This is a genomic window from Ruegeria sp. AM7 (assembly GCF_056535965.1).
On record NZ_JBQFJE010000003.1, the window covers coordinates 1,071,664 to 1,089,389 of the forward strand.

At 57.9% G+C, this 17,726-nt stretch carries 19 protein-coding genes; 6 read left to right on the forward strand and 13 right to left on the reverse strand.

Going from position 1 to position 17,726, the window contains the following annotated elements; translation table 11 throughout:
• Positions 1-5 precede the first annotated feature (5 nt).
• From tatB to ACR3EG_RS09100, 4 genes are all read left to right on the forward strand, one after another.
• On the forward strand, positions 6-464 hold the full coding sequence (gene tatB, locus ACR3EG_RS09085) for a Sec-independent protein translocase protein TatB (protein ID WP_480495057.1): 459 nt from the start codon (positions 6-8) through the stop codon (positions 462-464).
• Entirely contained in the window at positions 461-1,333 is an 873-nt protein-coding gene (gene tatC, locus ACR3EG_RS09090; RefSeq protein WP_480495059.1) for a twin-arginine translocase subunit TatC, read from the forward strand. The genes tatB and tatC overlap by 4 nt, the downstream gene beginning before the upstream one ends.
• Before the next feature lie 204 nt (positions 1,334-1,537).
• Positions 1,538-2,284, forward strand: coding sequence for a hypothetical protein (locus ACR3EG_RS09095; RefSeq protein WP_480495061.1), 747 nt, complete (start codon positions 1,538-1,540; stop codon positions 2,282-2,284).
• Positions 2,285-2,344: 60 nt separating this feature from the next.
• Entirely contained in the window at positions 2,345-3,187 is an 843-nt protein-coding gene (locus ACR3EG_RS09100; RefSeq protein WP_480495063.1) for an ATP-binding protein, read from the forward strand.
• A 63-nt stretch (positions 3,188-3,250) separates the two neighbouring features.
• Here ACR3EG_RS09100 and ACR3EG_RS09105 read toward each other — a convergent pair whose 3' ends face one another.
• From ACR3EG_RS09105 to ACR3EG_RS09135, 7 genes are all read right to left on the reverse strand, one after another.
• Complete coding sequence (locus ACR3EG_RS09105) at positions 3,251-3,895, reverse strand: SDR family NAD(P)-dependent oxidoreductase (RefSeq protein ID WP_170354364.1); 645 nt, start codon at positions 3,893-3,895, stop codon at positions 3,251-3,253.
• Positions 3,896-3,936: 41 nt separating this feature from the next.
• Entirely contained in the window at positions 3,937-4,071 is a 135-nt protein-coding gene (locus ACR3EG_RS09110; RefSeq protein ID WP_480501712.1) for a hypothetical protein, read from the reverse strand.
• 379 nt (positions 4,072-4,450) lie between these two features.
• The gene (purF, locus tag ACR3EG_RS09115; RefSeq protein ID WP_480495065.1) at positions 4,451-5,974 is read right to left on the reverse strand and encodes an amidophosphoribosyltransferase; all 1,524 of its coding nucleotides are present in this window, start codon (positions 5,972-5,974) and stop codon (positions 4,451-4,453) included.
• A 626-nt stretch (positions 5,975-6,600) separates the two neighbouring features.
• Positions 6,601-7,197, reverse strand: a complete 597-nt coding sequence (locus tag ACR3EG_RS09120) for a CvpA family protein (RefSeq protein WP_480495068.1) — start codon at positions 7,195-7,197, stop codon at positions 6,601-6,603.
• A gap of 41 nt (positions 7,198-7,238) precedes the next feature.
• Positions 7,239-8,600 (reverse strand): DNA repair protein RadA, encoded by a 1,362-nt coding sequence (radA, locus tag ACR3EG_RS09125; RefSeq protein WP_480495069.1) that lies wholly within the window; start codon positions 8,598-8,600, stop codon positions 7,239-7,241.
• Between the two features lie 121 nt (positions 8,601-8,721).
• Entirely contained in the window at positions 8,722-9,504 is a 783-nt protein-coding gene (locus tag ACR3EG_RS09130) for a DNA repair protein (RefSeq protein WP_480495071.1), read from the reverse strand.
• A 155-nt stretch (positions 9,505-9,659) separates the two neighbouring features.
• A complete protein-coding gene (locus ACR3EG_RS09135; RefSeq protein ID WP_480495073.1) occupies positions 9,660-10,106 on the reverse strand; it encodes a paraquat-inducible protein A in 447 nt (148 codons plus the stop codon).
• Between the two features lie 129 nt (positions 10,107-10,235).
• Here ACR3EG_RS09135 and ACR3EG_RS09140 point away from each other — a divergent pair, with 129 nt between their 5' ends.
• Positions 10,236-10,646: a hypothetical protein gene (locus ACR3EG_RS09140; RefSeq protein WP_480495075.1), complete on the forward strand. Its 411-nt coding sequence runs from the start codon at positions 10,236-10,238 to the stop codon at positions 10,644-10,646.
• Here ACR3EG_RS09140 and ACR3EG_RS09145 read toward each other — a convergent pair.
• The 3 genes from ACR3EG_RS09145 to alr are packed head-to-tail and all read right to left on the reverse strand — an operon-like array spanning position 10,643 to position 13,199.
• Entirely contained in the window at positions 10,643-11,389 is a 747-nt protein-coding gene (locus tag ACR3EG_RS09145) for an ABC transporter ATP-binding protein (RefSeq protein ID WP_170724251.1), read from the reverse strand. The genes ACR3EG_RS09140 and ACR3EG_RS09145 overlap by 4 nt on opposite strands.
• Positions 11,386-12,168 carry an MlaE family ABC transporter permease gene (locus ACR3EG_RS09150; protein ID WP_170354356.1) on the reverse strand — a complete coding sequence of 261 codons (783 nt, stop codon included), beginning with the start codon at positions 12,166-12,168 and terminating at the stop codon, positions 11,386-11,388. The genes ACR3EG_RS09145 and ACR3EG_RS09150 overlap by 4 nt, the downstream gene beginning before the upstream one ends.
• Positions 12,165-13,199, reverse strand: coding sequence for an alanine racemase (alr, locus tag ACR3EG_RS09155; RefSeq protein ID WP_480495077.1), 1,035 nt, complete (start codon positions 13,197-13,199; stop codon positions 12,165-12,167). The genes ACR3EG_RS09150 and alr overlap by 4 nt, the downstream gene beginning before the upstream one ends.
• A 218-nt stretch (positions 13,200-13,417) precedes the next feature.
• On the opposite strand from alr, the gene ACR3EG_RS09160 reads away from it, so the two are divergent.
• Entirely contained in the window at positions 13,418-13,957 is a 540-nt protein-coding gene (locus ACR3EG_RS09160) for a GNAT family N-acetyltransferase (RefSeq protein ID WP_480495079.1), read from the forward strand.
• Positions 13,958-13,960: 3 nt separating this feature from the next.
• On the opposite strand, the gene ACR3EG_RS09165 is transcribed toward ACR3EG_RS09160, so the two are convergent.
• From ACR3EG_RS09165 to ACR3EG_RS09175, 3 genes are all read right to left on the reverse strand, one after another.
• Positions 13,961-15,451, reverse strand: coding sequence for a replicative DNA helicase (locus ACR3EG_RS09165; protein ID WP_209194481.1), 1,491 nt, complete (start codon positions 15,449-15,451; stop codon positions 13,961-13,963).
• A gap of 224 nt (positions 15,452-15,675) precedes the next feature.
• Positions 15,676-16,356: an orotate phosphoribosyltransferase gene (locus ACR3EG_RS09170; RefSeq protein WP_480495081.1), complete on the reverse strand. Its 681-nt coding sequence runs from the start codon at positions 16,354-16,356 to the stop codon at positions 15,676-15,678.
• Positions 16,357-16,485: 129 nt separating this feature from the next.
• A complete protein-coding gene (locus tag ACR3EG_RS09175) occupies positions 16,486-17,667 on the reverse strand; it encodes an ammonium transporter (RefSeq protein ID WP_480495083.1) in 1,182 nt (393 codons plus the stop codon).
• Positions 17,668-17,726 lie beyond the last annotated feature (59 nt).

Here is a 17,726-nt window from a genome sequence, read left to right on the forward strand (position 1 = left end):
CGCAGATGTTTGATCTGGGCTGGACCGAGCTTCTGGTCATTGGCGTTGTTGCCCTGATCGTTGTGGGGCCAAAGGACCTGCCGGTGCTGTTTCGCAATGTGGGGCGGTTTGTCGGCAAGGCCCGTGGCATGGCGCGCGAGTTCTCCAGCGCCATGAACGAGGCCGCCGATCAAGCGGGCGTCAATGAGATCAAAAAGGGTCTGAACGCTGCCACCAACCCTGTCGGCAGCGCCATGGATGGCGTGAAAGAGGCCGCGCAGGATTTGGCCAAAAGCATGGACCCGACCAAGTTCGACCCCGACAGCGAAACCGGCAAACTAGCGGCCGAACGCGCCGAGCAGGCCAAGAAGATTCAAGCCTCGACCGCGCGCGCCGCCGCCGAGCGTAAGGCGAAAGAGGCCGCTGACGCCCTGGCCAAAGCCGAAGAAGCCGAGGCCGCGTTGAAAACCGAAAGCAAAACATGACCAAGACCGACGAGATCGAGGACAGCTCGGCCCCATTGATCGAGCATCTGGCAGAACTGCGCACGCGGCTTATTCACTGCGTTGTGGCGTTTCTGATCGGGATGATCATCTGCTTTACAGTGGCCACCCCGCTGTTCAACTTTCTGACGCAACCGTTGTGTGACGTTCTGGCCGAGCGCGGGCAGGATTGCGGGCTGATCTTCATCTCGCCGCAGGAAGGGTTCTTTGTAGCCATCAAGGTCTCGCTGCTGGGTGGGTTCATTCTGGCCTTTCCCTATATCGGGATGCAGATGTGGCGGTTCGTGGCTCCGGGATTGTATAAGTCTGAAAAGAACGCGTTCCTGCCGTTCATGCTGGCCTCTCCCTTCATGTTCCTGTTGGGGGCCAGCTTTGCCTTCTACGTGGTCACACCGCTGGCGTATGACTTCTTCCTTGGCTTCCAACAATTCGGCGCTGAAGGTGAGGCCGTGACGGATGGCGTAACCGCCGCACCGCTGAGCGTGGTCTTTCAGGGCTCAGCACAGGAATATCTGAACCTGACGATCAAGTTCATCGTAGCCTTTGGTCTGTGCTTCCAACTGCCGGTTCTGCTGACGCTGATGGGTAAGGCGGGGCTTGTGACGGCCGAAGGTCTGGGCTCGGTTCGCAAATACGCCGTGGTCGCCATTCTGGTGCTTGCCGCGCTGGTAACACCGCCCGATGTGATTACCCAGGTGATCCTGTTCGTGGTGGTCTACGGACTGTACGAAATCTCGATCTTGCTCGTGGCCCGTGTCGAGAAAAAGCGCGAAGAACAGCTGCGCGCTGACGGCTACTATGACGACGAAGAAGAGGCGGATGCCGATATCGTCGACGAAGATAGCAAGTAAACCGGCTTAACCCGGATCAGGCGCGCCCAGTCGTGGCGCGCTTTTGTATTTTTCAAACGAATTGAACTGGAAACTCCGCAATATTAACGACATAGGCATCACCAATGCGTATTTTTGTACTTATTTGAGGCCTCTACCAATATGATTAGTAAATGTCTGATTCCAGTTATTGCTCTTGCAGTATCTGGCAGCGTCGCTGCTGCAATGGTCTGGACCGAAACGCCGGAAAGCCCAGGTGAACCGGTCGAGTTTTGTTTTCACGACGTCTGTGAAATGACACGCTATGTGACCGAAGGTGCCTCGGGTAATTGGTCGTTTTTCGAACTGGCCAATGGGTATCATGAATCTCGTCATTTTAGCGAAGTGACTGGTATTTTCAGGACATATGCGTCGCTAAATGAATCCGAATTGACCCAGCAAGACATCTCGGCCATCAGTTTGCGTGACCCGCAGCGGTTGTCAGAGGGTATTACGGTCTCGGCTGATGGGCGTTTTGCTTCCCTGAGAGGTGCGATTACTCAAACGCGTGTGGATGAGTTTGAAGCGGTCTTGTCGCAAAATCCGAACCTGCTAGGTGTCTCCCTCGACAGCCGCTACGGAGACGGTGCAAGCGCACTGGCGATCGGGACAGCGATCTGGGAACGACGTTTGTCGACATTCATCTCTGAGGATGCGCTGTGTGCCAGAGCCTGCGCAGTTGTCTATTTTTCGGGCTACGACCGGGAAGTGCGGGGCTGGTTGTCTGTATCACCTTTGGTCGATCCGAAAATTGAAAGCGACGCATTGTTCAATGCAATGTGGGAGCTTCTGGTGCACAAAGCCGAAACAGATCAGGACATTATAGCGCTCTACCAAACGCTACACTGGACCCAATCATATATCTTTGATGAACAGGACAAGAGCAACTATTCCCTCGACCGCGACCTCCCCGGAGATGCGCTCAACCGCTAAATGTCCAGTTGCAGCCGTGCGGGGAAAATGATTTGAACGCCGAAACAGCCGGAGGCCCTGATGGATGACCAAGCCCTGAACCGCATTGCTGATGCCTTGGAACGTATGGCGCCAGCCCCCTTGGCAGCACCGGATTTCGGCGTGGCCCCGGCTTTTGTCTGGCATGTGGACCCTGACCGGCTGGAACCAGTGACCAAGGTTAACCGGGTCGATTTGGACCTGCTGGTGGGCATCAACCGCTCGCGCGACACGCTTCTGGACAACACACGGCGCTTTGCGGCTGGGTATAAGGCAAACAATGCGTTGCTCTGGGGTGCGCGGGGTATGGGTAAGTCCAGCCTTGTCAAAGCGGCCCACGGGAGTCTGCAAGATGAATACCCCGATCTGAAACTGGTTGAACTTCAGCGCGAAGATATGGGCTCGGTTGCCCGCCTTCTAAACCATCTGCGCGCCGCGCCGCACCGGTTCATCCTGTTCTGCGATGATCTCTCGTTCAGCCATGATGATCAGCACTACAAGTCACTAAAGGCCGTGCTGGACGGCGGTATCGAAGGCCGCCCGGAAAATGTGGTGTTCTACGCCACCTCGAACCGCCGACACCTGATGCCGCGGGACATGATCGAAAACGAACGCTCCAGCGCCATCAACCCGTCCGAGGCGGTCGAGGAAAAAGTCTCACTCTCCGACCGCTTCGGCCTTTGGCTGGGCTTCCACCCCTGCGATCAGGACGAATACCTCGCCATGATCAACCGCTATTGCGCCGCCTATGGTGTCGCCGTCGACCCCGACACCCTGCGCGCCGAAGCCATCGAATGGCAGGCCACACGCGGCGCACGTTCTGGCCGCGTAGCGTGGCAATTCTTCGTCGATCTGGCCGGGCGCACCGGCGCGCATATAGGCTGATCCGCCCGCTTCATCTGGCCAAAAATACCTCCGCCGGAGGCATGGCCCGCAAGGGCCATTCCCTTATAGCGACGCCAAAATTCGGGCCGCCTCATCCGCAGGGCTCGTCAAAGCATCACGGTCCTCGCCGGGATGAAACCGCGCGCGCACGGCCGTTGGCATGGGCGCAGGTTCCACAATCGACACACGTGGCCCTGTGCGCTCGGTCTCGGCCGCCCAACTGCGGGCCAAAGCCATCTGAGCGCCCTTGGTCGCGCCATAGATGCCATAGAACTTGTCGCCCGCTTTGGGGTCGTCAAAGAACACGGCATGACCGCTCTCGCCCAGCAACGGAGCGATATAGGGAATCAAAACCGAAGTCGCCGTGGCATTCACATTGACGGCCTTTGCCCATTCTTTCGGGTCGATAAAATGCGCAGGCGTCAGAGCCGAGCTGTGAACAGCCGTGTGCAGCCACAGATCCACCTTGCCCCAACGATCATGAATACCCCGGCACAGCGTCGCCATGGCGTTCGGGTCTGCGATGTCCATGGGGGCCAGCGTGGCCGCGCCGCCTTTGGCCTGAATACGGTCATCCAGCTCTTCCAGCCCACCGGTGGTACGGGCGACAGCGACAATGTGGTACTCGGGGGCCAGCGCCTCGGCCAGAGCAGCGCCCAAGCCCCGTGACGCCCCAGTGATTAGGGCAATTTTGGTCTGATCGGTCATGACAGCGGTTTGAACCCCCGCAGGCAGGGCGTCAAGACGGTTTAGCTGCCGGGAATGACGATGCGCCGGGTCTGGCCGCTTTGTCGCAGCATCACGCCATCCGGATCAATTGCCACCACAGTGCCCGAGGATACGCGGCTGCCGGGCTTGACCTCTTTCACACGTCCCGACGACATTCGCATGAGCGCGCGCAAATCCGATTTCGGGCCAAAAACCCCAAGGAGGGATACAGAGTTCTTTTTAAGCGCGCTTTTTTGCGTGGCCGCGCTTTTGACGGTGGCGTTCGACATAAATTCCGGCCGGGCCGCAGCGGCCCGATCCCTTGTTGTGAGTGCTTGGTAGGCGGGGCCTTAACAAAGCCAACCAGTAAGAAAAACCCCCCTGGGGGATCACGAAAACGACAGCGAATGTGCCCGTGGAGAAGCCCTTGAGCTTACGTTTTCTTCGCCGCAGAGTTGTGGGCGAAAACCCACCGATCCAGTGTGCAAGGGCAAAAAGAAAGCCCGCATCACTTCGGTGACGCGGGCCTTCGTCATTGCCGATTCGGTAGATAAACTAACCCGAGGCCAGTTTCGCGGCGTTCCACGATCCGCCGGGTACCTGCATATCTTCGCGTTTTTTGCTGACGCGGCTGCTGTTTTCCAGCGTGTCCAGGTAATCCCCACTGACGCTGCCAGTGATGTAATTGCCGTCGAAACACGAACAGTCAAAAGCCTCGATCTCGGGGTTTCCTTCCTTGGCCGACCAGATCAGATCGTCGAGGTTTTGATAAAACAGTGCATCCGCTCCCAGTTCCTGCCGGATTTCTTCAATATCCTTGCCGTTAGCGACCAGCTCATGCTTGGTGGGCATGTCGATGCCATAGACATTGGGATATTTCACAGGCGGCGAGGCGCTGGCGATATAGACTTTCTTCGCTCCGGCCTCGCGGCACATCTGCACGATTTTCTTAATCGTGTTGCCGCGCACAATGGAATCGTCGATCAGCAGCACGTTGTGACCTTTGAACTCCAACGGAACCGCGTTCAGCTTGCGGCGCACAGATTTCTGACGCTCTTCCTGACCGGGCATGATGAAGGTCCGGCCCACATAGCGGTTCTTAACCAAACCCTCGCGGTATGGGATGCCAGTTGCCTTGGCGACCTCCAGCGCGACGGGACGGGCGCTGTCGGGCACAGGAATAATACGGTCGATATCCAGACCGGCGGCCTCGATCTGTCGGGCCAGTGTTTGACCCATGCGCATCTGGGTTTTGTAAACTGAAACCCCATCCAGCAGCGAATCCGGGCGCGCCAGATAAACATACTCGAAAATGCAGGGCGTCAGTTGCCCATCAACCGCCTGGAATGTGTGCATGTTGCCGTCCAGATCGATCAAGATCGCCTCGCCGGGTTTCACATCGCGTAGTTTGTCAAAGCCGTTGATGCCAAAGGCCACATCCTCAGAGGCAAAGGCATAGTCGTCACCCTTTCCATCCACATCACGCTTGGCGACCGAAAGCGGGCGAATGCCATAGGGGTCACGGAAGGCCAGCATTCCAACGCCTGCGACAAGACAGATCACCGAATAGGCGCCCTGTACCCGCTCCATCGTCATTTTGACGCCGGCAAACAGGTTGCGGATCGGTTCTGCATTGCCGTTGACCTTGATCGCATCGGCGACCTTGTCGGCCAGCACGTTCAGCAGGATCTCGGAATCCGAAGTGGTGCGCAGGTGGCGGCTGTATTTTGCGGTCACCTTTTCCCGCTGTTCGGCGGTGTTGGTGATGTTGCCGTTGTGGACCAGATAGATGCCGTAGGGCGCATTGACGAAAAAAGGCTGTGCCTCGGCCGCGCTGAGCGAGCCTGCGGTCGGATAGCGTACATGACCCATGCCAACCTTGCCCAGCAAGGTTTCTGCGTCCTTGGCGTTGAACACGTCTTTGACCAGACCGTTGGCCTTTTTCTCTCGGAAGAACTCTCCGGTATATGTGACGATCCCCGAGGCGTCTTGCCCCCGGTGCTGCAGCATCAGCAGCCCGTCATAGATTTCCGCAAAGACATCATGTGTCCTGCTTGCGATCCCCAAAATCCCACACATGTACGGGCTCCAATTTTCTATGACGATTTGAGAGGTTTCGGTGACTGGTGGTGCTGGATGGCAGTATCTGAGGACTCGATCGCCTGACAGGCGTTGAATGCGCGCGCTTTGTCCTTTGCAGGGGCGGGCACGTGAGAAAACAGATACAGCAAGATCGGCAGCTCCGATTCCATGTCAGTTCGGCTCTCACATAATGCCTTACGGTGCCTGTGTCATCAAAGGATCACAATTGCGATTTGACGCAGGTGGTTTTTGCGGGAATTGCGCTTCAAATAGTGACAGGTCAGGCCGCATGTGCTGTCATTTCTATGATTACCAATTTTCTGTTTTGATACCATTCGGACGGACCTACCCATGTGGCAACACAAACAAGGACAAAAAAAAGAAACACAGCCAAAACGCAGATGTCACCGATGCCGTGGCATGGGGCGGTCTCCCTGTCCGATTTGCAACGGCGCGGGCGAAGTTGTCAAAAGCCGAGACATTCACGGAAAACCAATCTTTACACGGTGTACCGGGTGTTTTGGGCTCAAAAACATCAAATGCACGGTCTGTGCGGGTGAAGGGTTCACCTGAGCAATACAGTCTTGCCGAAAAAAAAGCCCGGTCCAAGCCGGGCTTTTCGCTTATTCTGTGGTTGCCGGGGCGGCTTCGGGTGTGACCTCGCCGCCTTCTGTGCAGCTTGCTACCAACTCTTCGTATTGGCGTGTCACCCAGCCGAGCGCTTCTTCGGGGTTCTGTTCTTCGATCTGACCGCTGAACTGTTCAAACACCTTGGCCGAGCGGCTTTCATCGACGATCGTATATGACTGACCTGTCATGACGGTATCGTAGACAAAGAATGCGATTGCGACCAGCAGGATGCCGCGTGCGATCCCGAAGAAGAAGCCAAGTGCTTGATCCAAACCACCCAAGGCCGAGCGTTGCACAAGCGACGAAAACAGAGGGGTGAAGATGCTGACCACGATCAGCGCCACCGCAAAGACCGCCGCAAAACCGGTGATTACGGACAATTCGCAACTGTCTCGCAGGAAATCTCCGACGACCGGAATCTCTTTCACCAATGGCACTGCTTGAGGTGCAAAAATAAAGGCCAGTACCGCGGCGGCGACCCATCCCGCAATTGCCAGAATCTCACGCAACAAACCGCGGGAATAGGCCAGAAGGCCCGACACCACGATGATCAGGGCAACTACCCCGTCAATAATTGTAAAACCTTCCATGGCCCTCGCCTGTAATTTTTTCAGCCTCTTAAGGCGTTACCTTAACCTGCTCCGAAGGTTTCGCCAACAAACCCCACTAAATCAGAGGGTCGGGTGAGTGTCAGACCTGCCACAGTGCCGGTTTTGCCACCTGCCGGAGCTATGGCTGATGTGAAACCAAGTTTCTGGGCTTCTTTCAACCTATTTTCGGTCTGTGCAGCTGGTCTTAGGGCACCTGACAGAGAGATTTCTCCGAATACGACGGTGTCTGAAGGCAAAGCTGTATCCTCGCGGGCGCTCAGCAAAGCTGCGGCCACGGCAAGGTCGGCTGCCGGCTCGCTGATTTTTAGTCCGCCCGCCACATTCAAGTACACGTCCAGCCCGGTGAAGGGGACACCGCAGCGGGCTTCAAGGACTGCGAGGATCATGGCCAGTCGACCGCTATCCCATCCTACGACCGTACGTCGTGGTTGGGAATGTGGGGATGGTGCGACAAGTGCTTGTAATTCCACCAGAACCGGGCGGGTGCCTTCGATCCCGGCAAACACGGCAGAGCCAGGGCTGGGCGTTCCGCGCTCGGACAAAAACAAGGCAGAGGGGTTTGTCACCTGGGCCAGTCCTTTACCCGTCATTTCGAAAACACCGATCTCGTCCGCAGGACCGAAACGGTTCTTCACCGCACGCAGGATACGGAACTGATGGCCACGTTCCCCTTCAAAATAGAGCACAGTGTCAACCATGTGTTCGACGACACGGGGGCCTGCGATCTGGCCCTCTTTTGTGACATGGCCGACCATGATGATCGAAATGCCATGTCGTTTCGCAAACGTGGTCAATTCATGCGCTGCGGCCCTTACTTGTGACACCGATCCGGGGGCACTTTCGACATTGTCCGCCCACATAGTCTGAATCGAGTCGATAATGGCAAGGCCGGGCTTTTCTGCCTCAAGCGTGGTAAGGATGTTGCGCAGGTTGGTTTCGGCCGCCAGTTGCACCGGCGCGTCCTCCAGCCCCAGACGGCGGGCGCGCATCCGCACCTGAGCGCTGGCTTCCTCGCCCGAGACATAGATGGTCTTGACGCCTGCACGAGCAAACCGTGCGGCGGCTTGCAGCAAGAGGGTGGATTTGCCGATGCCCGGATCTCCGCCCACCAGCAGGGCCGAGGCGGGGACAAGGCCACCGCCCAGCACGCGATCCAGTTCCTCGACCCCACACAATGTGCGAGGCGGAGGGGTTTCCTCGGTCGACAGGTCCGTGAGTGCGATGGTCTGGCCCCGCTTGCCGCCGAGGGATTTCTTGGCCGGGCCAGCCGAAAGGGGGGCTTCTTGTATTATTGTGTTCCACTCGCCGCAGCCGTCACAGCGGCCGGACCAGCGAGAATGCGTGGCGCCACAGGCCGAGCATGAAAAAGTCGTCTTTGCCATGCGGCCCTTGGTGCCTTAGGTAGGGCGGTTCTTCAAGCCCTTGCGGGCTTTCATCGCCGCCGGTGGCATGCCGCGTCCTCAGGCCCGTTGGGCCATCGTCCGCGGCGGGCGCCTGTGGCGCCTATTCAGCGGCGCGAGGGGGCGACATCGCGATGACACTGGATTCGGTGGACTTGTGCTCGTCCGACTGCGATTGCAGTTGCGTGGACAACTCGGGCAACAGGTCGAACAATTCGTCACGCAGGCGGGCGAGTTGCGATTTGGCGATCGATTCCTCGATCTCGACATCGCGGGTCCATTGCCGCAGTTCTTGCTGGATGGTTTGCGCGTCACCGATGCGCTGTTGGAATTGCTCGATCTCTTCTTGACGCTGCTGGAGGAACGTACGTGCCCGCGCCACGCGTTCGTCGCTGTAGGTGACGGCGAGTTCGTGGCTGATCTGGCTCATTTGCGCGGCCAGTTCGAGGATTTCCGGCTCTAACGATTGGAGGTTGGGATGTTGGCGCAGAAAAGCGATACGCTCTTTGACCGCGTCGAATTCGGACGACATCATGAACGTGTCACCTCGGTCCGCGGCATGGGCCATTTGGTAGGCGTAGGTGATGTCGTGCATGTTCATCGCGAACTTGCGATGCGCATTCTCAAGCGCCATCATGCGACCGTTTGCGGGCAGATAGAAGGCCAGCATGAGAATCAGTACGGTCAATCCGATCTGGATAAACATGCCCGCATCTATAGCCGGTGCGGTGCCGAATCCGGCCTGCATGGACAGCCAGGGCAGGGCCCCAAATGCCGCTAAGGCGGTGGTCGTCACGGCTGCAAGCGCAGCCGCGCAGATTAAGAAAAAGGTCAGTCTTAAAAAGGCATTCTGAAATTGCAATGTTATGTTTTGGAGGGCGGCCATGGTTGTCGATCTCCTTCTAGAACCGGAACACACCGGAGCCAAAGCGGACAAGACTTAACGTACAGACATAGATCCGCCACGGACCCGAAACTACAATTTGTTGCTGCTCGAAATATTAAGATGATACTTGGGTAAATGTTTTCAATCAATTAGCTTTAAGCTTTTCGTGAGGCGGATGTCATCTCTGTAATATGTCCCAATGCCAGCGAGGCCAGAATGCAGCCCGTGAACAGGTAAAGACCCCATGCGGTCTCAACGGTCGCGTAAGAGATGCCCTTGGCCAGCGTGATGTAAAGCGCGATCAGGAAAATATCGGCCATGGCCAGCTTGCCGAGGATGTTGAGCGCGGGCTGGACACGCGGGTCCAGCAGGTTCCATTGGATCAGGGCGGTGCCGATGGTTTTGATATAGGGCGCGAAGAGCGCAAAGACGGTGACGACCAGCGCAAGAAAGACGTCCGAGTGCCACAGGGATTGCAGGCCGGTGATGACGCTGATCTCGCTGAGGCCGAAGATCGGCAGGAGGCCCGCGCGCATCAGCGGGGCGAACCACGCGATGGGGTAGAGGATCAGGAGCGAGAGGGTGGCGAGGCGGAGGGTCATTGCATTGGTAAATCCGGTTCTTGTTGCCAACATCTATGGGCCGACAAATCCAGTCGCAAGTTTTTCCTTGAGGTCGCAATTGCCCGTGTTTAAGTGATTTAGGGCTTAATTATTCTTCTTGGAGTTGTATTGCCTGATCCTGTGATAAAAATTGTATACGGTCCGTCTGCACTGAGCAAAGGTGTCTCTAATGCGTCGACAGGAGGACTAGGCGCTCTTCTGTCCGCCGGCAGTTCGGCTGCTGACAGATTGCCCTTCGACCGGGAGCAACTTTTTGGAGTGCTGCATTTCCGGTTGTACGAAACCAACCGTGCTAGACAAAGGGCCAATTGGTTTGGAGGACGGATTTACAATAAGTTTTCTGGTGAAGATCCCGATTATATTCCAGTTTCGGGAACGCATTTGACGCAAACACTGGATGCAATCCGAATTCAGGCTCCGGACTTTGTAGTTGCTAGTGGGCACTACCTGCTGAGATATGACTATGCCAAACGGGCCTATGACCAATTGAAAAGCGAACGGCAGCAGGACGGCAATTAACGCACCGCCTCAATCGGCCCTTCAGCACTGCCACTGATGAACTGCTCGACATAGGGATCACCCGACGCATCCATCTGCTCAACAGGGCCGGTCCACTGTATGACGCCTCCGTGCAGCATCGCCACATTATCGGCAATGGCGCGGACGGAACTCATATCATGGGTGATGGTCATGGCCGTTGCGCCCATCTCGGTCACGATCTCGCGGATCAGGTCGTTGATGACGCCTGACATGATCGGGTCCAGCCCTGTGGTGGGCTCGTCAAAGAAAATGATCTCGGGCTCGGCGGCGATGGCGCGGGCGAGGCCCACGCGTTTTTGCATCCCGCCCGACAGTTCCGAAGGGAACCGGTCGGCAACGTCCGATTTCAGGCCCACACGCCTCAGTTTATCAATCGCGATCTCGCGGGCATACTCTGCGGGGCGCTTTAGCGGGCCGCGCAGCAGACGGAACGAGACGTTCTGCCAGACGGGCAGAGAGTCAAACAGAGCCGCGCCCTGAAACAGCATCCCGAACCGGGCCAGAAACGCATCGCGGTCGCCTGTTGCCGCGTCCTTGCCATCCACATAGATCATGCCGCTGTCGGGTTTGATCAACCCGAGAACGCATTTCAGCGCCACAGATTTTCCGGTTCCCGAACCGCCTATGATCACCATCGAGGTGCCCTTGGGGATATCGAGGTTCATACCTTGCAGGACACGGTTATCACCGAAGGCTTTGTGTACATTCTCCAGCCGTATCATACCGAAAAGAACACCCCTGTGAGAATGAAGTTGGCGGCCAAGATCATGATCGCCGCCGCTTCGACCGAGGATTTGGTCGCACGGCCCACGCCCTGCGCGCCGCGGCCCGAGTTCATGCCATAGTAGCAGCCCATCACGGCCGTGATGAGGCCAAAGGTTGCACCCTTGACCAGCGATGAAATCACATCGTGCAATTCCAGAAAATTGACCGTGTTCTGAAGGTAAGCGGCAGAGTTGAAACCTAAGTTCTGAGTGGCAACCACATAGCCGCCTGCGATGCCAATCACGTCGCCCACGGCAACAAGCACTGGCACGGTCAATATGGCTGCCAGAACACGCGGTGCGGTTAAGTATTTCATCGGGTGCGTGGACAGGGTGACTAGCGCGTCGATTTGTTCGGTCACTTTCATCGTTGCGATCTCGGCCGCGATAGAAGAGGTCACGCGTGCCGCGATCATCAGACCACCAAGAACTGGTCCCAGCTCGCGTACCATGCCGATGGCCACGATCTGAGGCACCACGGCCTCGGCGTTGAAACGGGCGCCGCCAGCATAGATTTGCAGCGCCAATGCGCCGCCGGTAAAAATGGCGGTCAGGCCGACAACGGGCAGAGAAAGCCAACCGATATTCATCAGCGCAACGACAAATTCGCGTGGATAAAACGGAGGGCGGAAGACGTGTGATATCGCATCCACTGTAAACAGTGCCACCTTTCCAAAGGTTGCAAATACAGTCAGGACGGCACGGCCTATACCGCCCAGCAGTCTCAAAGGGTTCATTCCACGTAACCTCGGGAATAACGCGCACCGAGCGACGTGAGGATCTCGTAGCCGATAGTGCCTGCGGCCTCGGCGAGGTCGTCTACGGTCTGGTGGCCGTTGAGAATGCGCATTCGTTCTGGGTCCTCAGGCAAATCAGTGACATCCACGGTGATCAGATCCATGGAGATACGCCCAACGACTGGGCAGGGTTGACCACCTGCGAACGCATCAATGCCGCCCCCGATCGCGCGGTGCAGACCGTCAGCATAGCCCGCTGCAACGGTCGCGATACGTGACGGACGGCGCGCGGTCCAACTGTTGCCGTAGCCAACAGTCTCGCCCTCGGCCAACTCGCGGACCTGAATGACGGGCAGGTCCACCGTCACCACAGGTTTCGCGTCGGCAAAAGGCAGACCGCCGTACAGACCGACACCAGGCCGGCAGAAGTCGAAATGGAATTCCGGCCCCAAAAGTAACCCTCCGGTCGCAGCCAAGGATCGTTGGGCCGAGACTCCATCAGTCATATCGCGGAAAGTCTTGAGTTGTTGCCGGTTCATCGGGTGATCCGGCTCGTCCGAGCAAGCCAGATGCGACATGACAACCACCGGGTTCAAATCCTCAACCCGCGTGCGCAGCTCGGCCCAATCGGATGGCTCAAAGCCAAGTCGGTTCATGCCGCTGTCGAGCTGGATGCCAAATGAATGCGAGGGCAGGCTTTGTTCGTGGCGCAGAAACTGTTCGGGCGAGTTCAGCAAAGGTGTCAGGTCGTTCCCGCGCAGCAGTTCGGTATCGCCTTCCATATGCCCTGAGAAGACGCCGATCATCGGACCTGGGCCAACAGCTTCTCGGACGGCTGCGCCTTCTTCGGCGACGGCAACAAAGAACTTGCGAACACCTTCTTCGGCGAGGGTCTCCGAGACAGGACCCGCACCCAAGCCATAGGCGTCTGCCTTGACCACGGCGCCGGTCTCGACATTCGTTTTCGTATCTAGTGCGCGCCAGTTGCTGGCGAGCGCATGCAGGTTGATCGTCAGACGTGCGGTACTCATGGAACTGTTCATGACATTGGATCGCTGCAGGTCAAGGGGGTACGCACCGTTTATTGCCGGTTTGACGGGAACGTGGGCGAGGAATGGCTTGTCAGTATGGCAAACAAGGAACCTATGCGCCGAAAAGATCAGGGCTTATTGTCTTCACTGCGTCATCAACACAAGATTGGTGCGAGAATCATTTACGCTCATCCTGGGCGTCAGCAGGAGTAGAATTTGTGCAGTTTTCATCAGGTGTTACCGGCATGGAAGCCGAAATCCCCGAGTTCTTCCGGGCCGTTTTCAGCGCATCCGAAGGGTCGGATGAAGGCGAAGCGTTGAAAGCGCTGACTGTTGCACTGATCAAGACCACTGAGGCCGATGATTTGCTGTGCGTGACAGTGCATACATCCGAGCGCCTGTGCGGGTGCATTTTCTTTTCTCGCCTGACCTATGACGAAGACCCGCGCAAGGTGGTGCTGATGTCCCCGGTTGCGGTTGCTACAGGTCGTCAGAAGCAAGGGATCGGACAGAAGTTGATCGCGTACGGGTTGGAACAGGTTCGCCAAGCAGGGGCCGAGGTCGCGGTGACTTATGGTGACCCGGCCTATTACGGCAAGTCGGGGTTTCAGTCGATGACACCAGAGTTCGCGCGACCTCCCCACGATCTGAGCCAGCCGCATGGGTGGCTTGGCCAATCGCTGAACACCAAGGAATTTAGGCCAATAGCCGGGCCCTCGCGCTGCGTGCCAGCCTTCGATCAGCCCGGGTTGTGGTGACTGTCAGTAGCCTTCGATCTGGCCGTCCTGCTGCCAGGGTTTGACCAGATTGCCAAAGCGGGTGAACTGCGCCTCAAACGACAGTTCGACCGTGCCGATGGGGCCGTGACGCTGCTTGCCGACAATGACTTCGGCCTTGCCATGCAGGCGGTCCATGGCTTGCTTCCACTCTTCCATCTTTTCCAGCTCATGATCGCCGGGCTTTTCACGCTCTTTGTAGTATTCCTCGCGGAACACGAACATCACAACGTCGGCGTCCTGTTCGATCGAGCCCGATTCCCGCAGGTCTGACAGTTGCGGGCGCTTGTCGTCGCGACTTTCCACCTGACGCGAGAGCTGAGACAGGGCGATCACCGGGATGTTCAACTCCTTGGCGATGGCCTTCATGCCCATCGAAATCTCGGCAATTTCGTTGACGCGGTTGTCGGACATGCCCCGGCAGAGCTGCAAATAGTCGATCACCAGCAGATCCAGCCCATGCGTTCGTTTGAGCCGCCGCGCGCGGGCGGCAAGCTGCGAGATCGGCAGGGCAGGGGTGTCGTCGATGAACAGCGGACAGGCTTCCAACTCCTTGGCGGCGTCCACGAACCGGCGGAACTCGGACTCGGTCATATCGCCTTGGCGGATCTTGTGGCTTGAGATTTCAGAGGCTTCGGCCAGAACCCGGCCGGCCAGTTGTTCCGCGCTCATCTCCAGAGAAAAGAACCCGACCACACCGCCATCCACAGCCCCTTCGGACCCGTCCGATTTGGTGCCGCGCTTATAAGCCTTGGCCACGTTGAACGCCACGTTGGTCGCCAATGAGGTTTTCCCCATCGACGGACGACCTGCCAGAATGATCAGGTCGGATGGGTGCAGGCCCCCAAGCTGTTTGTCCAAATCGGCCAGACCGGTGGAAATCCCCGCCATGCCGCCACCGCGCTGATACGCTTCGTTGGTGACGTTGACGGCTTCTGTGACCGCCTTGAGGAAGGATTGAAATCCCTGTTCGGTCTGGCCCTGCTCGGACAACTGGTAAAGCTGTTGCTCGGCCTCGACGATCTGTTCCTTGGGCTCGCTGGACACATCAACCCGTGCCGCCTTGTCCGAGATGTCGCGGCCCAGCCGGATCAATTCGCGCCGGATGGCGAGGTCATAGATCATCTGGGCATAATCATGCACCGCAAACGCACTGATCGAAGCACCCGCCAGCTTGACCAGATAGGCGGGGCCACCCAACTCTTTCAGGCCCTCATCCTCGGCCATGAAGGACTTCAGCGTCACGGGCGAGGCCAGCGCATTCTTGGCGATGCGATTGGCCGCGACCTCATAGATGCGGGCATGGACCGGATCATAGAAATGCTCGGCCCCAATGATCGAGGCCACCCGGTCATACAGATCGTTGTTCGTCAGGATCGCACCCAGAAGCTGTTGTTCAGCCTCAATGGAATGCGGCATGGTTTCAGCGTTCTGAATCTGCGCCGCTGCCTGCTCGATACTGCTTATCTCGTTCATTTTGTCCCCACTGCCCTGATGAGGTTCTATACGCGAATGCCCGTCCCAATCCATCTGGAAATCCCTGTGGTTAACTTGGGGTAAGACCTAGGGATAAGTTTCCAGACAGTTTGGATATCTGAATGTGTATCGCTTATTATGTAGGAAAAGTGGGGAAAGTCACCAGATATCGTGTTTGGCGCGCCGATTCTTCCGGGCTTATCCCCAAATTGTCCACAAGAGGTTTACGTGGGTTTGTTGGCTTCCTGCCAGCCACGCGGGTCGTTCAGGAAGGCCTCGACCCCGTCAAGTGTCTCAGCGTCAAAGGCTTTCTGCGCCTTGGCCTCGGCCAGAACGTCCCACCACGTACACAGCGAATGCAGCTTCACGCCATGGTCGCCCAGCGTCTTCTCGGTCTCGGGGAAGATGCCGTAATAGAAGATCACCGCCGTATGGCCGCAGGTCGCGCCGGTGTCGCGGATTGCATCCACAAAAGACAGCTTTGATCCGCCATCGGTGGTCAGATCCTCGACCAGCAGAACGCGCTCACCCTCGGACATTGCGCCCTCGATCCGGGCGTTGCGGCCGTACCCTTTGGGCTTTTTGCGCACATAGGTCATCGGCAGGGCCATACGCTCGGCGACCATGGCGGCAAAGGGGATGCCCGCCGTCTCGCCACCGGCGATATTGTCGAACGCCTCGAACCCGGCATCGCGCATCACGGTGACGGTCAGGAAATCCATCAGGGTCGAGCGGATACGTGGGTATGAGATCAGCTTGCGGCAGTCGATATAGGTCGGGCTGGGCAGGCCCGAGGCCAGCGTGAACGGCTCGCGCGAATTGAAGTGGACGGCTTTGATCTCCAGCAGCATGCGCGCGGTCAGGCGGGCGATTTCGGTGCTGTCGGGGTACGAGCTGGGGATCATGGTGCAAACCTCTGGGCTGAAAACAGGTTGCGGGCTGATAACGCGCGGCACCCCCCAGAGTCGAGGGGGCGGGCAAAAGAAAAGCGGACCCGGAACGGGCCCGCTTTGCACATTCAGTTTGACGCGCGATCAGCTTGTCATGTCATAGGCGCGTTCACCATGTACCGACAGGTCGAGGCCGTTGGTCTCGGTCTCGGTATCCACTCGCAGCGGCGTGATCAGCGCGACCAGTTTGATCAGCACATAGGTCACGACGGCGGTGAAGACACCCACGATGACCAGGCCACCCAACTGTGCAGTCCAGGCGCCAAGGCCAAAGACGGCGATCATGATGGTGCCAAAGATGCCCCCGACGCCATGCACGGCGAACACATCCAGCGTATCGTCGATTTTCAGAACGTTGCGGATGACATTGACCGCTTCTTGGCACAGCACACCAGCGACGGCACCGATGATCAGCGCCTGAACCGGATCCACATAGCCCGAGGCAGGTGTAATGGAGGCCAAGCCAGCGATCGTACCGGTCACCAGACCAACCATCGACGCCTTGCCATATTTGATCCGCTCGTACAGCGCCCAGGTCAGCGAGGCGGTGGCGGCCGAGATATGCGTCACGGTCATCGCCATCGCAGCTCCTCCGTCAGCGGCCAGTTGCGAACCGCCATTGAAGCCGAACCAGCCAACCCACAGCATCGCGGCACCGATCATGACAAAACCCGGATTGTGTGGGGGCGTCGTGCGGTTGCGGCGCGGGCCCAGCACCACGGCGATGATCAGCGCGGCCAGACCGGCGGTTTCATGCACAACGATTCCACCTGCGAAATCGCGTACGCCGACTTCTCCCAGAATGCCGCCATCAGTCAGGATGCCTCCGCCCCAGATCCAATGCACCACCGGCGCATAGCACAGCAGCATCCACAGGCCCGAGAAGGTCAGAACAAAGCCAAAGCCCACGCGTTCCACATAGGCCCCCACGATCAGGGCCGGAGTGATGATGGCGAATGTCATCTGAAACGCGAAGAACAAAATCTCGGGCAGCGTGCCCGACAGGCTGTCAGCATCGACACCGTTCAGAAAGGCTTTGCCCAGACCGCCCCACAGGCCCGATCCGCCGTCACCGAACGCGATGGAATAGCCTGCGACCAGCCACAGGATGCTCATCAGGCAGGCGATGCTGAAACAGTGCATGAAAACGCTCAGCACGTTGCGGGCGCGCACGAGGCCACCATAGAACAGGGCCAGGCCCGGCAGTGTCATGAACAGGACCAGGGCGGTTGCCACTATGATCCAGGCGGTATCGGCTCCATTCATCAGCCGCTCTCCTCTTCAGCTTGCGTGGCGGGGCTTGAAGCGGAGTGCGGGTGGGGAAA

What these genes read in the sequence shown, in the direction of transcription:
- ACR3EG_RS09150 (WP_170354356.1), bottom strand. Translation starts at nt 12,168, where the DNA reads ATGAACCCTTTGAGACTGCTGGGCGGTATAGGCCGTGCCGTCCTGACT.
- purF (WP_480495065.1), bottom strand. Translation starts at nt 5,974, where the DNA reads ATGTGTGGGATTTTGGGGATCGCAAGCAGGACACATGATGTCTTTGCG.
- tatB (WP_480495057.1), top strand. Translation starts at nt 6, where the DNA reads ATGTTTGATCTGGGCTGGACCGAGCTTCTGGTCATTGGCGTTGTTGCC.
- ACR3EG_RS09135 (WP_480495073.1), bottom strand. Translation starts at nt 10,106, where the DNA reads ATGACCCTCCGCCTCGCCACCCTCTCGCTCCTGATCCTCTACCCCATC.
- ACR3EG_RS09145 (WP_170724251.1), bottom strand. Translation starts at nt 11,389, where the DNA reads ATGATACGGCTGGAGAATGTACACAAAGCCTTCGGTGATAACCGTGTC.
- alr (WP_480495077.1), bottom strand. Translation starts at nt 13,199, where the DNA reads ATGAGTACCGCACGTCTGACGATCAACCTGCATGCGCTCGCCAGCAAC.
- ACR3EG_RS09105 (WP_170354364.1), bottom strand. Translation starts at nt 3,895, where the DNA reads ATGACCGATCAGACCAAAATTGCCCTAATCACTGGGGCGTCACGGGGC.
- ACR3EG_RS09095 (WP_480495061.1), top strand. Translation starts at nt 1,538, where the DNA reads ATGGTCTGGACCGAAACGCCGGAAAGCCCAGGTGAACCGGTCGAGTTT.
- ACR3EG_RS09175 (WP_480495083.1), bottom strand. Translation starts at nt 17,667, where the DNA reads ATGAATGGAGCCGATACCGCCTGGATCATAGTGGCAACCGCCCTGGTC.
- ACR3EG_RS09110 (WP_480501712.1), bottom strand. Translation starts at nt 4,071, where the DNA reads ATGTCGTCGGGACGTGTGAAAGAGGTCAAGCCCGGCAGCCGCGTATCC.
- ACR3EG_RS09130 (WP_480495071.1), bottom strand. Translation starts at nt 9,504, where the DNA reads ATGGCCGCCCTCCAAAACATAACATTGCAATTTCAGAATGCCTTTTTA.
- ACR3EG_RS09165 (WP_209194481.1), bottom strand. Translation starts at nt 15,451, where the DNA reads ATGAACGAGATAAGCAGTATCGAGCAGGCAGCGGCGCAGATTCAGAAC.
- radA (WP_480495069.1), bottom strand. Translation starts at nt 8,600, where the DNA reads ATGGCAAAGACGACTTTTTCATGCTCGGCCTGTGGCGCCACGCATTCT.
- ACR3EG_RS09100 (WP_480495063.1), top strand. Translation starts at nt 2,345, where the DNA reads ATGGATGACCAAGCCCTGAACCGCATTGCTGATGCCTTGGAACGTATG.
- tatC (WP_480495059.1), top strand. Translation starts at nt 461, where the DNA reads ATGACCAAGACCGACGAGATCGAGGACAGCTCGGCCCCATTGATCGAG.
- ACR3EG_RS09170 (WP_480495081.1), bottom strand. Translation starts at nt 16,356, where the DNA reads ATGATCCCCAGCTCGTACCCCGACAGCACCGAAATCGCCCGCCTGACC.
- ACR3EG_RS09120 (WP_480495068.1), bottom strand. Translation starts at nt 7,197, where the DNA reads ATGGAAGGTTTTACAATTATTGACGGGGTAGTTGCCCTGATCATCGTG.